Raw genomic sequence first — 13,859 nt, 5'->3', positions numbered from 1 at the left:
AGGTCAGCAGAAGCTTATACATTCCTTCCTATTCTTCAAAAATCTCCACAATAGCACGCTTGCCGCGCAGAATTTCAACAACCTCATTCTGCTTCTCTTCCGGCACTTTAAGTGCCATTACATAATGCAGATCCTCTGGCCCCCGGTCAGCCGCATCCATTACGCTGCTACTGCCGAAGCCATCGTCCACGTTGATTCCCGGCACAATTACCGCGCCCGGAAGGGTACCTGCTGCTCCCGCAACCCCAAACGATTGCCCGGCCATCGCTGAAGTGTTATAAGGGACAAGCGGCAGCAAAATATTGCTCTCGCGATGATCGCCATTATCCAAAGGATCAGTTAATGCGGATACTTCAATGTCCGTCACACCAAATGGTATCAGCGCCGTCTTTGCGCCTTCCGCTTCATCTTCGTTCTCGAAATACGCCTGGATTCTCTGAGTCATGTCCGTTCCCTCCTGTTAGTAATAATAAAGCCGATTCACCGCACTTGGTCAGCTTCGCGGCAGGAGACTGCGGCTTTTTCCCTTCAATACATGAAGCTCCCGCTGGTCTTCGGCCCCTTTGAACGCCGCCGTGACTTCGTGACAGCAGCCAACAGTGTACGCCGGAATGCTCATCCATGCCCAAGCTTTTTGTGAATGTCTCATGTCAGGCCTCCACATGACGCGAATGATTAATCACCCCTAGTTTATCCAGTACAAGGTGGCTCTATCCGCACAGAAGCCCGGCTGCAGCAAGTGCAGCAACAAAAAAAGGATACCGTACGCCGATTCCTCCCGGAACCCCATACGAAACCCTTTTAGAACAAACGTATTTGCTTAGCCCTGGCTGTCCAGCAATAACGTCACCGGACCCCAGTTGGTCAGCGATACATCCATCATAGCGCCAAACCTGCCGGTTTCCACCTGAAGCCCTCCGGCTCTCAGCTCCTGGTTGAAGTAATCGTACAGCCGCTCTGCCTCGGCAGGCGCAGCCGCAGCCATGAAATTCGGCCGCCGGCCTTTGCGGCAGTCTCCATACAGTGTGAACTGTGATACCGATAATATCGCTCCGCCTGTATCGGTAACGCTGAAATTCATTTTGCCGGCTTCATCCTCAAAAATGCGCAGTCCGGCGACCTTGTCAGCCAAATACTTGGCGTCCTTCTCTGTATCCTCATGGGTAACTCCGACCAGCAGCATCAAGCCTTCTCCGATCGCTCCGGTCACTTCACCCTCTACGGTTACCCTGGCTTCCTTGCAGCGCTGCACCACTACTCTCATTATGTCTTAGCTCCCTACCCTGAAATAACGATGTCCTAACGGAGGACATTGTTATGGAAGCCTCGAATTTGGCGAAGCCAAACCTAAGGCCCATCTATGAAATCTCATCGTCTGAAGTGCCGCGAAAGAGCGGCATGTATGTCTATTGCATGATGCGGTTAACCGTATATACATCCTTGACCCGCTTCACCCGGTCCACCACAGACTGCAGATGATCAGTGTTGCGGATCAGAATGGTCATATGAATCATCGCCATTTTGTTCTTGTCCGAGCGTCCGGTGACTGCCGAGATATTCGTCTTGCTCTCCGACACCGCCTGCAGCACCTCGTTGAGCAGGCCGTTGCGGTCATGGCCCGTAATCTCAATATCCACGCTGTAGTTGGCCTCCATGCTGCCTTCCCATTCCACTTCGATCACGCGCGCCGATTCCTCGCCATCGCCATCTGTAGGAATATTCGGACAGTCCTCACGATGGACGGAAACGCCGCGCCCGCGGGTCACATAGCCGATAATATCGTCGCCGGGCACCGGATTGCAACATCGTGCGAAGCGGACAAGCAGATTATCAATGCCTTTTACACGCACCCCGTTGGTCGGCTGATTGCGTTTCTCCCCGCTGGACTTGATCTCCTTCATTTCGGCCGTAAGCTCAAGATGCCCTGCAGCCTCTTCCAGCTCCTTGCGCAGCTTCTCCGTAAGCTTGTTGGCAATCTGCGAAGCGGTGATCCCCCCGAAGCCGACTGCGGAGAGCATATCCTCCACATCGCCGAAGGCGAATTTTTTGGCTACATCGCTGAGCTTATCCTCGGTGAGAAAATCGGAAACCTCCATATTCAGCCGTTTCAGCTCGCGCTCTACCGCTTCGCGGCCCTTCTCAACATTTTCCTCGCGTTTCTCCTTCTTGAACCACTGCTTAATCTTGCTGCGCGCATGAGAGGATTGGGCAATCTTCAGCCAGTCGCGGCTCGGACCGTAAGAGTTCTTCGAGGTCAGAATCTCCACGATATCCCCGGTCTTCAGCTTATGATCCAGCGGCACAATCCGCCCATTCACCTTGGAGCCAATCGTCCGGTTCCCTACCTCTGTATGAATACGGAAAGCAAAGTCAAGCGGCACCGATCCGGCCGGAAGCTCCACAACCTCTCCTTTAGGCGTGAAGACAAAAACAAGATCCGAGAAAAAGTCCATTTTGAGCGACTCGACGAATTCCTCGGCATCCTTGGCCTCATGCTGCAGCTCCAGAATTTCCCGGAAAAACGGCATCCGGTTCTCCGGGTTGATGCTGCTGCTGCCTTCCTTGTAAGCCCAGTGGGCGGCAATCCCGAACTCGGCAGTACGGTGCATCTCCCATGTACGGATCTGAACCTCAGTCGGCTCTCCGCCCGGGCCTACCACTGTGGTGTGCAGCGACTGATACATATTCGCTTTGGGCATAGCAATATAATCCTTGAAACGGCCGGGCATCGGCTTCCAAAGAGTATGAATAATACCTAATGTGGCATAACAATCCTTAATATTGTCTACGATAATGCGGATAGCGAGCAGATCATAAATCTCGTTGAACTGCTTGTTTTTGGTGCTCATTTTGTTGTATACACTGTAAATATGCTTTGGACGGCCCGAGAGATCCCCCTCAATGCCCATTTCATCCAGTTTGGCACGGATGCGTCCGATTACGCTCTCGATGAACTGCTCGCGTTCCGCCCGTTTCTTGTGCACCAGATTGGCAATGCGGTAATACTGCTGCGGGTTCAAATAGCGGAGGGCAATATCCTCCATCTCCCATTTGATCGCGGAAATCCCCAAACGGTCGGCGATGGGACAAAAAATCTCCAGCGTTTCATAAGAAATACGGCGCTGGCTCTCTTCGGACTGATATTTGAGTGTACGCATATTGTGCAGACGGTCCGCCAGCTTGATGACAATGACCCGGATATCCTGAGCCATGGCGATAAACATTTTGCGGTAATTCTCGTTCTGCTGCTCTTGCTTCGAGCGGAAGCGAATCCGTTCCAGCTTGGTCAGACCATCCACCAGCATGGCGCAGGTATCGCCAAATTTCTCGCGGATCTGCTCCAGCGACACGGTTGTATCTTCCACAACATCATGCAGCAGCGCCGCAATAATGGAGATGACATCCATTTGCATATTAATGACAATATCTGCGACCGCCAGCGGATGCAGAATGTATGGCTCCCCCGATTTCCGAACCTGGCCGTGATGAGCCTGATCGGCAAATTCATAAGCTTCCCGGATGCGGAGAAGATCTTTTTCTTTTATATAGGCGCCGGCCTTTTCGATTAATTGCTCTATGCGCATTCTCGTCGTATCCGTTTCCTTTCTATAATAAAATGAACCCGCAAGGGGTGCAGGATTTGCAGGTTCCATATGTTCCAAGCTACACTACAATCCGTTTAAAGTTGTCTATAATTATGACGCTTGCGATGGATTACGTCAACACTTGCCACACCGTGGCATTGCTGTAAGGTAAAGTGTCAAGAATGGACAATTTCGTGGCACTTGTAAAAATGTTGTTGTAAAAAGACTCCGTTCTATTTAATCTAGTAAAGGCGGTTTTTTAGAACCTCACATAAAATAGACATGAAAGAGAAGTGAACACCATTGCAACGCGAAATTCAAGTTAACGAAAGACTCCCTTGGGGCCCGGGCTTTTTGCTGAGTCTTCAGCATTTGTTCGCCATGTTCGGCAGCACGGTGCTTGTCCCTAACCTGTTCGGGGTAGACCCTGGCATGATTCTGCTGATGAACGGGATCGGAACACTGCTGTATATCCTGATCTGCCGCGGCAGAATCCCGGCATACCTCGGTTCAAGCTTCGCCTTCATCTCGCCGGTGCTCAGCGTGCTGAAGCAGCATCAGGGTGATCATCAGCATGGATATTCGCTTGCACTGGGAGCTTTTATCGTGACCGGCGTTATTTTTATTCTGGTCGCATTGATCGTCCGTTATGCCGGAACCGGCTGGATTGATGTCGTATTCCCTCCGGCGGTTATGGGCGCCATTGTCGCTACTATCGGACTGGAGCTGGTGCCGGTTGCTGCGCGCATGGCCGGGCTGATTGCTCCTGAAGGAGCCACCGGCTGGACCCCGGACGGAAAAGCTATTACATTATCCATGGTAACACTCGGCGTGACTGTTATTGGCGCAGTCCTCTTCCGCGGCTTTCCCAAAATCATTCATATCCTCATCGGGATCGTGACCGGCTACGTTCTGGCTTATATCATGCAAGTGGTGAACACAGATGCAATCTCTAGCAGCAACTTCTTCTCCCATCCAACTATTGTTACACCTTCCTTTGACTGGGATGTTATCTTCACAATTATTCCGGTATCGCTTGTGGTTATTGTAGAGCACATCGGACACTTGCTCGTGACCAGCAACATTGTCGGCAAAGACCTGACCAAAGATCCGGGACTTGACCGCTCGCTGATGGGCAACGGGATTTCCACGATTCTGTCCGGATTTTTCGGTTCTACACCGAATACAACCTATGGTGAAAATATCGGCGTTATGGCGCTCACCAAAGTATATTCGGTCTATGTGATCGGCGGCGCTGCAGTCATTGCGATTCTGCTCTCGTTCTCCGGGACGTTCTCCTCAATTATCTCCAATATTCCCCAGCCCGTTATGGGCGGCGTCTCGCTGCTGCTGTTTGGTGTAATTGCCGCATCCGGTCTGCGCATCTTCGTTGAGCAGAAGGTCGATTTCTCCAAGGCCACCAACATGATCCTGGCAACCTTGGTCCTTGTAGTCGGCATCAGCGGCATTTCGCTTAATATCTATGGTGTACAGCTTAAAGGCATGGCACTTGCGACGATTGTTGGTATGGTTCTGTCCTTGCTCTTCAAATTAATTGAGGTGCTTGGCTTGTCCAACGAGCAAGACAACGAGAAAGCTGCGCACTAAATCCCGGTTGATTAGCTTCATATATAAAAAGCGGACTGCTGTCTTTATTCGACAGCAGTCCGCTTTTTATTTCCCGGGAAAAGTCTTTCGCTTCCCCTTAGTCCTCGTACGAAAGGAGAGAATGAATCTCAATGCCTGTAAGCTTGTTGCGTCCGGCAAGCTGGGTCAATTCGATCAGGAAGGCTGCTCCGACCACTTTGCCGCCAAGCTGTTCTATGAGGTTGACCGAAGTAGCGATTGTGCCGCCCGTTGCCAGCAAATCATCAGCAATAAGCACATTTTGTCCAGGTTTGACCGCATCCGTGTGAACAGCCAGTGTATCCTTGCCGTATTCCAGATCATATCCCACCTCGATGGTGTCATATGGCAGCTTGCCGCTTTTGCGGATTGGCACGAAGCCGACACCCAGCGCATAAGCAAGCGGTGCGCCTACTACAAAGCCGCGGGCTTCAGGTCCGGCGATCACGTCAATTTTCAGATGCGCCACCAGCGCTTTCAGCTCATCAATCGCCCGGCGGTAAGCTTCGCCATCTTTAAGCAGGGTAGTAATATCTTTGAAGCTGATTCCCGGCTGGGGGAAATCCGGAATCACACGAATACTGTCTTTAAAATCCATAACATCATCTCCTGAAAGTTTTGTTAGCATATGCTTCTCAGCGTTACCTCCGTACAAAACTTGCTTCGAAAGCATACGCTTAAGTTTGTGAGCGTTACCTCACTGATTTATCTTCGAACAAACTCACTTCGGAAGCATACGCTTAGTTTTGCTTCGGAAGCATCTGCCGCCAAATCATCCAGCTTGAGAGGCACCCGGACGGCGGGATAACATCCAGTCCTGCAGCTCGCTGCGGCTGGCTTCCATGAAATATTGCTCAATCTCGGCAGTCTGTCCCAATCTGACAAAATGCTCTGAAGCCGTAAGACTTTTGGCGGCAGGCTGGGTGACAAAGCTGATATTGCCGCGGCTTCGCTCGATAAAATCAAGCTCCTCGAACACATCCAGCATTTTGCCCAGCATCCGCGTGCTCATTGCAGACTGACGGCTGAGCCGCAGCAGCAGTTCATTCTCTGGTGTTGGAGCTGTGGCAAGCGCTGCCAGCAATTTATACAATGACTTGAAATGCTCCCGCGTCGGTGTTTGCAGCCGGTCACGGCCATCGCGGATCGAATGCAGCAGTGCGATATTATCTGCGTTCGGGAAAACAGCCAGCAACGCATCAAGCTGCTCCGGTGTTTCCGGCATATCAAGCAGACAGAGCAATGAGACCTGGGTGCTTTCTGCATTCTCCGGTTCATGACGGACTGCGGAAATTCCAGCCTCTTCATCATATACCCAGAGGGACATGCCTTGGAGCGCACTCAGCGGTGACATGCGGCTGTTCTGAAATACCGCTGCTGTCCTGAACGGGCTGCCGCCACTGTAGGGCTGCAGCAGCTCTTGAAGAGATGCGGCTTGTTTCACCGCATCGGCAGCGCCGCGCAGGTCAAACACCTGCGGATTCGGCACTGCCAGATCCTGCAGCATCAGTTGCGGCTTGCGCGAGCCGTTCCACTCGTTAACCGACAGCTCTGCCAGAAGGTCAATCATAGTGCCGGCCGGCAGTAAATCAGCCAGCGGACCTTTACCGAAAGCTACAGCTTCAATTGTATTTTTGCCCTGCTGGAGAACAAGCTTCAAATGCTTGCCGTCCTGGCCCATTTTGCGGGTTTCTTTTACTGCAGCTCCCCGAACAATGAACTTTGGCAGCGGGTTGGCCATTCCGAAAGGAGCCAGCCTGTCCAGTTCAAGCGCAGCCTGCAGCGAAAGGTCGGCAATCGCCACCTCACCGTCTGCAGCCGTTACCGGCATGTAATGCTCCGGCGTCAGCACAGCAGCCACATATTCATTAAGGGCCGCAGCAAAAGCCGCAAGCTGGTCCCGGTGCAGACTCATCCCGGCAGCCGCCGGATGGCCCCCGTAATGGTCCATCAAGTCCGCACAGGAGGTTAACGCCTCATAAATATCCAGCCCCGGTATAGAGCGGGCGGAGCCTTTGCACATCCCTGTCTCGGGGTGAATATCCAGAATAATGACCGGTCGGTAATAGCGTTCCAGCAGCTTGGAGGCTACAATTCCTACCACACCCACATTCCAGCCCTGCTCTGCAAGAACAATAATATCCGGCAACTTGCCGCGCTCCATTTGCTGTTCCAGCTTAACTGTGGCTTCAGCGACGATTCTTTCGACAACCAGTTGGCGCTCTTTGTTCAGGAGGTCCAATTCTCCGGCAAGCTCTTCCGCTTCAGCCGGCTGCTCTGTAGTCAGCAGCGTCACTGCACGTCCGGCATGGTCCAGACGTCCGCTGGCATTGATACGCGGGGCCAGCCCAAAAGCAATATTTACAGCGCTTACCGTATTCATCGTAATTCCGCTGACTCCAAGCAAAGCCCGGATGCCCGGAAAAGACGAGCGCTGCATGCTGGACAGCCCTCTGCGCACAATGCTGCGGTTCTCGCCCAGCAGCGGCATCAAATCTGCAATCGTACCGATTGCCGCAATTTCGCTCCAGGCCTCTGGGACCTCACCGTCCAGCAGCGCCTGGGCCAGCTTATAGGCCACACCGACTCCTGCCAAGCCTTTGAACGGATAAGGGCAATCCGGCAGTTTGGGATTAATCAGCGCATAAGCCTGCGGCAGCAGCTCTGGCGGCTCGTGATGATCCGTAACGATCACATCAATGCCGAGCTCACTCGCATAGGCGATCTGATGATAAGCGCTGATTCCGGTATCGACAGTAATAACCAGCGACACTCCCTGCTGCTGCGCCCAATCCAGAGCATGATTGTGCAGCCCGTAGCCTTCATTCGAACGGTGCGGAATATAAATGTCAAAAGAAGCCCCCAAGTGCCGCAGCAGATAGATCATCAGCGCAGTACTGGACACTCCGTCCGCATCATAGTCGCCATAAACAAGAATATGTTCTTCATCTTGCAGCGCCTTTCTGATTCGGGGAACCGCTTCTGCCATCCCTTTCAGCAGAAAGGGATCATGTTCCTCTTCGTCTCCGCCATCCATGAACATAAGCGCCTTGTCAGCCGTGTCCATGCCCCGGGTCACCAGGAGTGACGAAAGGAGCGGAGAAACAGAAAGGCTCCGGGCCAACTCCCGAACAACATCGGGATCGGCTGCCGGAGATTGCCATCTTGTTTTTGAATGGAGCAATAGATTTCACCTTTCTCTCACCTTGCGGACTACTGCAGCAGCGTGGGAATATCGTTGTCCACGAGCTCCTGGTTGCTTTTGTAAGGATAACCCGGATCATAAGGCACAACATCCATATGCACCTCGCCTACATGCACAAAACGGTGCTGCAGCAGCTTTCTGGCACATTCCGAGATATCCTGGGCTTCCATAACGGTAATACGCGGATTTACACTGATTTTGACTTGAAGGTTCACATAACGCCCCTGCTCCAAGGCCTGCAAATACTCTACACGGATAACGCCATGCACCCGCTGTACGGTTTCTATGAAGCTGGCCGCCTCCTCGGAGGGGAGCTCCTGAAGCTTTTTACCGTATACAGAGGCTGTGACTAGCGAATATCCTTTTCGGATCATAAAGCATCCGGTTAACAATGCGGCAATCGGGTCCATATACAGCAGCGGATGCCAATTGAACGTTCCGCCGGCTATGGCCAGGGAGGTTCCGATAAATACAGTGATTGAAGTATAAAGACTGAAACGGTGACTATCCGCGTAAGCGGCATGACTGCCATCGCCCTTTTTTTTGAAATAACGGTACTGATACTGAAAAATCGCCTCTTTAAAAACAATAGACACGAGGACGGTAACAAGCGCTGCCTGTCCCGGTGCCGATAAATGTCCTCTGGTCAAATCGCGGATCGCCGAGAAGGCAATTTGCAGCCCGCCCATAAGAATCAGTACTGAAAAGAGGATGGGAATAAGCGGTTCCTTATTGCTCTGCAAAGTCCGCTGTATCCCTCTGCGCTTCTGATCCTGTCTGCGCCACGGAAGCGGAAGAATTTCCGCCAGCTTGGCAGCCGCATCTGATCCGGAATATAATGCGTCACCCACTAATGCCTTACTGCCTGAAAGATAACCAACGCTTCCTTTGGCCAGCGCCAGCGCTATATCGCTGGCGACTCCTGTCCAGGTAACCGTCTCACTTTGCGGTGATTGTTTATCATTCATTACGAGGCCCTCCTTACCACTAGCAAGTCATCTCATGATGATGAGTTCCGACTGACATTCCACTCCAAAGATTCCGAAAAGCCGCGTCGTCATTGACGCGGCTTCCCGGGACAACTAAGCTTAGGCTTTGGCCGGTTTGCTCTTTACGGCTGTCTTCTGGCGTTTCTTCAGCAGCAGCCAGAGCGGACTTGCGATAAAGATGGAAGAGTAGGCTCCAAAGAGCAGACCGATAACCATAGCGAGTGAGAACATTTTAATTGATGCACCACCAAGTACCAGCAGGAAGAACGCGGCAACAAATACCGTAAAGGCTGTGTACAGGGACCGCATAAGGGTCTGGGCCACACTTTTGTTAACCAGCGCCTTCAGATCCTCATAGGTTTTCTGTTTGCCGAAGCGCAGATTCTCGCGGATCCGGTCAAAGATAACAATCGTATCATTGATGGAGTAACCGATAATCGTGAGCACCGCTACAATGAAGGTCAAATCGACCTCCAGCCGGAAAATGGAGAAAACGGCAACCACGATAAAAGCATCATGGATAAGCGCCACAATCGCCGCTAAGGCGAAACGCCATTCAAACCGGATACTAACATAGATGATGATCCCTAAGCAGGACAGCAATACGGAGTAGATCGCGTTGCGGGCCAGCTCTTTGGCCATTTCCGTATCAACAGTGTTGATCTCGAAGGAGGCTTTGTCATCCAGCTTCGTAATCGCCGCTTTCAGCGCGGCGTCCTGAGTATCATTAAGCACTTCATCATAACGGATGTTCACACGATTCTCACCGACTGTAATATCCGGCTCATGCGAGATGCCAAGCTCATTAAGGGCAGGTTTTAGCTGCTCCAGCGTGATGTTCTTCGATAACGACACGTCTACGTTGGAACCGGCCTTGAAGTCAACGCTGTAGTTCAGCCCCATGAAGCTAAGGAAGGCCACACCAAGTACAGTAATCACAATGGAGAAGATATAGAAATATTTACTTAAGTGTACAAAATCAAGCTCTTTCTTAAAGCGCACGGATGTCACTCTCCTTTACCCCAAATTGCTTCGGCTTTTTCAGAGTGCCGGCTTTGACCAGCACCGTAAGCAGCCAATGGGCAAAATAAAGGTTTGTTACGATACTAAGCACAATTTCCACAATCAGGATCAGGGCAAAGCCTTTAACCGCACCTGTACCAAAGGCGAACATTACAGCCGCTACGATAATGGTAGTGACGTTCGCATCCATAACTGTACGGAAGGAAGTTTTGTTCCCTGCTTTGACAGAAGACAGAATGCTCTTACCGTTGCGCATTTCTTCCCTTATCCGTTCATTTGTAATGATATTGGCATCGACCGCCATCCCTATACCCAGAATAAACGCGGCGATACCGGGGAGAGTCAAGGTGAAATCGGCAACGACGAACACCGCGATGAGCAGCCATGTATGCAGAATCAGCGCAAAGCTGGCCAGAACACCCGGCAGACGGTACATGCCGATCATGAAGATCAGAATAATTATTGAACCCACAAGACCGGCTTTGATCGTCTGATCAAGAGACTGTTTACCGAGTGTTGCACCTACGCTTTGGGAATATTTCTCTGTAAGCTTCAGCGGCAGGGCGCCAAGGTTGATGGTATCGGCTAACTCACGGGCTTGATCTATGGTGTAGTTCCCTGAAATCGAAGCATTACCGTCGGTAAGCTCCGAATGAACCTCGGGATCTGATAGCATTCTGTCATCAAGATAAATAACTAGCTTCTGGCCCAGCAGACGTTTAGTAATCTCTGCAAATTTGTCCTTATCCTTTACCTTGATGCTGATTTCCGGCCGGTTCAGATTATCGCGTTGAACCTCTGCCGCACCCTCCACAAAATCACTGCCCACAAGCTCAATCTTGCTGTAGGTTCCTGCGGCATCGCCTGGGGCGGCACTGCGGAAGGTCAGAACTGCGGGTTCTTTCATCTTCTTGCGGACTTCGGCCTCGTCGGTAACGCCCGCAATCTTCAGACGGATGCGGTCCGTTCCTTCTGTAGTAACCTCAGGCTCGCTTGTTCCGAGTGCGTTTGCCCGTTTCTCCAGGCTTTCCGCCGTCTTCTGCAGCGAAGCACGGGTCAATTCCGCTCCGGCCTCCATCGGCGTGGCTTGATACAGAATCTCGAAGCCGCCTTTCAGGTCAAGCCCCAGACGGACCTTGTCCAGCAGCCCGGGAGTTGTGAATACCATGACGCCTGTTAAAACGAGCACGGTAATGATAAAGCTCAACAGTCTCTTCATGCTCTTGCTAGTTCCCCTTTCATTACTCAATATTCCTATTATAGCTACGTGCGAAATGACCGTCAATTCAGGCGGAAATGACGGCACGCGTTCACACAAAGAAACGGCCGGCTCCGCTCAAAGGGCAAGCCATCCGTTTTGATAGGAAAAGCTGAATTATTCTTCTCTTACTTTACTGCTTCCTATAGCTGTTTGCAAAAGAAAATCGTTCCTTTTATCAGTTCAATCCCCGATAAGCGGCAATCGTCAGATAGTTCATATAACTGCTTGACTTCAGTGAATAGATGTCATTCACCAGCTTATGCAGGGGGGGCCTGCCTTCCTTGCTGTAGTTGCGGCTGACACATTCCCAAATATCCTTGCCTGTTACATATTCATAGCCGAGGAGGCGAAACTCCTCCGCTTTACTGCGGCACATGGCTTCGATTTCATCACTAAGCTCGTCGTAATTCCATTGTTCCGATTCCACGTGTTGACACCTCCAGAGATCACTTCCTTGTGCATGTTCCCAAAGTTATGTATTCGACCAAGCTTCCTCTCTTTCCTTCTTCCGGTGAAAAGTTGTCACACCTAAAGCTTGTCATGGAAAAGCCTGCTTGCCCATATCAATGTTAGAAAGACTATATTTGGGAAGAAGGAGTGCCCTTTGAGGAAACAGACCTTTATTCAAGGAACCTTGATTCTGCTGGCCGCAGGCATCATTAACCGGATGCTCGGCTTTATTCCCCGTATTATTTTACCCCGGATTATCGGGGCCGAGGGGGTGGGCCTGTATCAGCTTGGCTATCCGTTTTTTATCGTGCTGGTGACCATCATCACCGGTGGAATTCCGCTGGCCATCGCCAAAATGGTTGCCGAAGCCGAAGGAGAAGGCCGCCCGGAAGAGTCGCGCCGGATTCTGCATAGCGGACTGACGCTCAGTCTTGGACTCGGTATCTTTTTTACTATTCTTGCACTGTTCAGCGCTTCATGGGTTTCCAATGTGATATTAACGGACAGGCGTGTCTATTACACCTTTCTGAGCATGACACCGATGATCGCCATTATTGCCGTCTCCGCGATTTACAGAGGTTACTTCCAGGGCAGACAGAACATGATTCCCTCGGCGCTATCCTCAGTGATAGAATCGGTTATTCGGATCTTTTTTATGCTGTGGTTATCATGGCTGCTGCTTCCAAAAGGAATTGCCTATGCGGCAGCCGGGGCGATGCTTGGTGTAACTGTCGGTGAAATCTTCGGCATGCTGGCCCTTTTGGGGCAGTACTATTTCATCGTAAAAAAGGACAAGAAAACCAGCCAGTCCCATACCGAGAATATACCCGCCTCTACCCGGGATTTCTCCATACTTAAGCGGCTGATCGGCATTTCAGTGCCCGTTACCGCCGGACGGCTTGTCGGCTCCTTCTCCTATCTGCTGGAGTCCATTATTACTGCCCGCAGTCTGGCGCTGGCCGGAATCGCCACTGCCGCTGCCACTGCACAGTATGGCTCTTTGCAAGGGATGGTGATTCCCCTGCTGCTGCTGCCGGGGGTGCTCAGCTCTTCACTCGCCGTGTCGCTCGTGCCTTCCTTGTCGGAAGCGGCGGCGCGCAAAGATCTGCCCACAATCCATAAAAGAATGCATCAGGCGCTGCGCCTGGCGATGGTAACCGGAGCCCCCTTCGCGGCGGTTATGTATATTTTTGCTGACCCGCTGTGCACGCTGATGTACGGCAATGCCGATACCGCACCCATGCTGCGGATGATGGCGCCGTTCGCCTTGTTTTTATATGTCCAAGCTCCGCTGCAGGCTGCCTTGCAGGCTATGGACCGTCCAGGCAGGGCGCTGATCAACACGCTGATTGGTGCGGTAATCAAAATTCTGCTCATTCTTACGCTTGCCTCCCAGCCGGAATATGGGATCTACGGAGCGATTATCGCCATTATCGTCAACAGTATCCTTGTGACTCTGCTTCACGGGTTCAGCGTAATTAAGCTGATATCCTTCTCGCTGAGGCTTGCCGACCCGATAAAAACCTTCGCCGCAATGATCATCATGGCTGCCGGAATGTCTTACATCTATACCAAAGTGCCAATCGCTGAGGCGCAGTGGGCACAATTCCTATTCGCCGCCGGAAGCGGAATGGCCTTGTACTTCGGGATATGCATGTTGTCCGGCTTAATCTCCATACGTGATCTGGACCGGGTTCCTTTTATAAAAAAGTGGCGGTGAA

The 13,859-nt window shown here is 51.7% G+C and carries 12 protein-coding genes; 2 read left to right on the top strand and 10 right to left on the bottom strand.

What is annotated here, in order from left to right:
* Nucleotides 1-28: 28 nt before the first annotated feature.
* The 4 genes from AC0LWN_RS11105 to AC0LWN_RS11090 form a co-directional block, all read right to left on the bottom strand.
* Entirely contained in the window at nt 29-445 is a 417-nt protein-coding gene (locus tag AC0LWN_RS11105; protein ID WP_474665174.1) for a hypothetical protein, read from the bottom strand.
* Nucleotides 446-493: 48 nt separating this feature from the next.
* Nucleotides 494-649: a hypothetical protein gene (locus AC0LWN_RS11100; protein ID WP_474665172.1), complete on the bottom strand. Its 156-nt coding sequence runs from the start codon at nt 647-649 to the stop codon at nt 494-496.
* A 171-nt stretch (nt 650-820) separates the two neighbouring features.
* Nucleotides 821-1,264, bottom strand: coding sequence for a D-aminoacyl-tRNA deacylase (gene dtd, locus AC0LWN_RS11095; protein WP_474665170.1), 444 nt, complete (start codon nt 1,262-1,264; stop codon nt 821-823).
* Nucleotides 1,265-1,406: 142 nt separating this feature from the next.
* Nucleotides 1,407-3,584, bottom strand: coding sequence for a RelA/SpoT family protein (locus tag AC0LWN_RS11090; RefSeq protein ID WP_474665168.1), 2,178 nt, complete (start codon nt 3,582-3,584; stop codon nt 1,407-1,409).
* A 303-nt stretch (nt 3,585-3,887) separates the two neighbouring features.
* Here AC0LWN_RS11090 and uraA point away from each other — a divergent pair, with 303 nt between their 5' ends.
* Nucleotides 3,888-5,192: a uracil permease gene (gene uraA / locus AC0LWN_RS11085; RefSeq protein ID WP_474665166.1), complete on the top strand. Its 1,305-nt coding sequence runs from the start codon at nt 3,888-3,890 to the stop codon at nt 5,190-5,192.
* 97 nt (nt 5,193-5,289) lie between these two features.
* Here uraA and AC0LWN_RS11080 read toward each other — a convergent pair whose 3' ends face one another.
* The 6 genes from AC0LWN_RS11080 to AC0LWN_RS11055 all read right to left on the bottom strand — a co-directional run bounded on the left by AC0LWN_RS11080 (nt 5,290) and on the right by AC0LWN_RS11055 (nt 12,115).
* A complete protein-coding gene (locus AC0LWN_RS11080; RefSeq protein ID WP_019909079.1) occupies nt 5,290-5,808 on the bottom strand; it encodes an adenine phosphoribosyltransferase in 519 nt (172 codons plus the stop codon).
* Nucleotides 5,809-5,982: 174 nt separating this feature from the next.
* On the bottom strand, nt 5,983-8,394 hold the full coding sequence (recJ, locus tag AC0LWN_RS11075; RefSeq protein ID WP_474665164.1) for a single-stranded-DNA-specific exonuclease RecJ: 2,412 nt from the start codon (nt 8,392-8,394) through the stop codon (nt 5,983-5,985).
* A gap of 29 nt (nt 8,395-8,423) precedes the next feature.
* Nucleotides 8,424-9,383, bottom strand: coding sequence for a cation diffusion facilitator family transporter (locus AC0LWN_RS11070; RefSeq protein ID WP_474665162.1), 960 nt, complete (start codon nt 9,381-9,383; stop codon nt 8,424-8,426).
* Nucleotides 9,384-9,503: 120 nt separating this feature from the next.
* Nucleotides 9,504-10,406 carry a protein translocase subunit SecF gene (gene secF, locus AC0LWN_RS11065; protein WP_474665160.1) on the bottom strand — a complete coding sequence of 301 codons (903 nt, stop codon included), beginning with the start codon at nt 10,404-10,406 and terminating at the stop codon, nt 9,504-9,506.
* Nucleotides 10,396-11,646 (bottom strand): protein translocase subunit SecD, encoded by a 1,251-nt coding sequence (gene secD, locus AC0LWN_RS11060; RefSeq protein WP_474665158.1) that lies wholly within the window; start codon nt 11,644-11,646, stop codon nt 10,396-10,398. Before secD ends, secF begins: the two co-directional genes overlap by 11 nt.
* Nucleotides 11,647-11,863: 217 nt before the next feature.
* Entirely contained in the window at nt 11,864-12,115 is a 252-nt protein-coding gene (locus AC0LWN_RS11055; protein WP_474665156.1) for a post-transcriptional regulator, read from the bottom strand.
* A gap of 177 nt (nt 12,116-12,292) precedes the next feature.
* Between AC0LWN_RS11055 and spoVB the strand changes: the two genes are divergently transcribed.
* Complete coding sequence (spoVB, locus tag AC0LWN_RS11050) at nt 12,293-13,858, top strand: stage V sporulation protein B (protein WP_474665154.1); 1,566 nt, start codon at nt 12,293-12,295, stop codon at nt 13,856-13,858.
* Nucleotide 13,859: the final 1 nt, after the last annotated feature.

It is taken from the genome of Paenibacillus sp. sgz302115, assembly GCF_056120445.1.
The sequence above is the reverse complement of the archived record's forward strand: the minus strand, read 5'-3'. Positions and strand labels throughout refer to the sequence as shown.

Excerpts from the sequence above, each read along its gene's own strand:
- AC0LWN_RS11105 (WP_474665174.1), bottom strand. The coding sequence starts at position 445 with ATGACTCAGAGAATCCAGGCGTATTTCGAGAACGAAGATGAAGCGGAA.
- AC0LWN_RS11100 (WP_474665172.1), bottom strand. The coding sequence starts at position 649 with ATGAGACATTCACAAAAAGCTTGGGCATGGATGAGCATTCCGGCGTAC.
- dtd (WP_474665170.1), bottom strand. The coding sequence starts at position 1,264 with ATGAGAGTAGTGGTGCAGCGCTGCAAGGAAGCCAGGGTAACCGTAGAG.
- AC0LWN_RS11090 (WP_474665168.1), bottom strand. The coding sequence starts at position 3,584 with ATGCGCATAGAGCAATTAATCGAAAAGGCCGGCGCCTATATAAAAGAA.
- AC0LWN_RS11080 (WP_019909079.1), bottom strand. The coding sequence starts at position 5,808 with ATGGATTTTAAAGACAGTATTCGTGTGATTCCGGATTTCCCCCAGCCG.
- AC0LWN_RS11070 (WP_474665162.1), bottom strand. The coding sequence starts at position 9,383 with ATGAATGATAAACAATCACCGCAAAGTGAGACGGTTACCTGGACAGGA.
- secD (WP_474665158.1), bottom strand. The coding sequence starts at position 11,646 with ATGAAGAGACTGTTGAGCTTTATCATTACCGTGCTCGTTTTAACAGGC.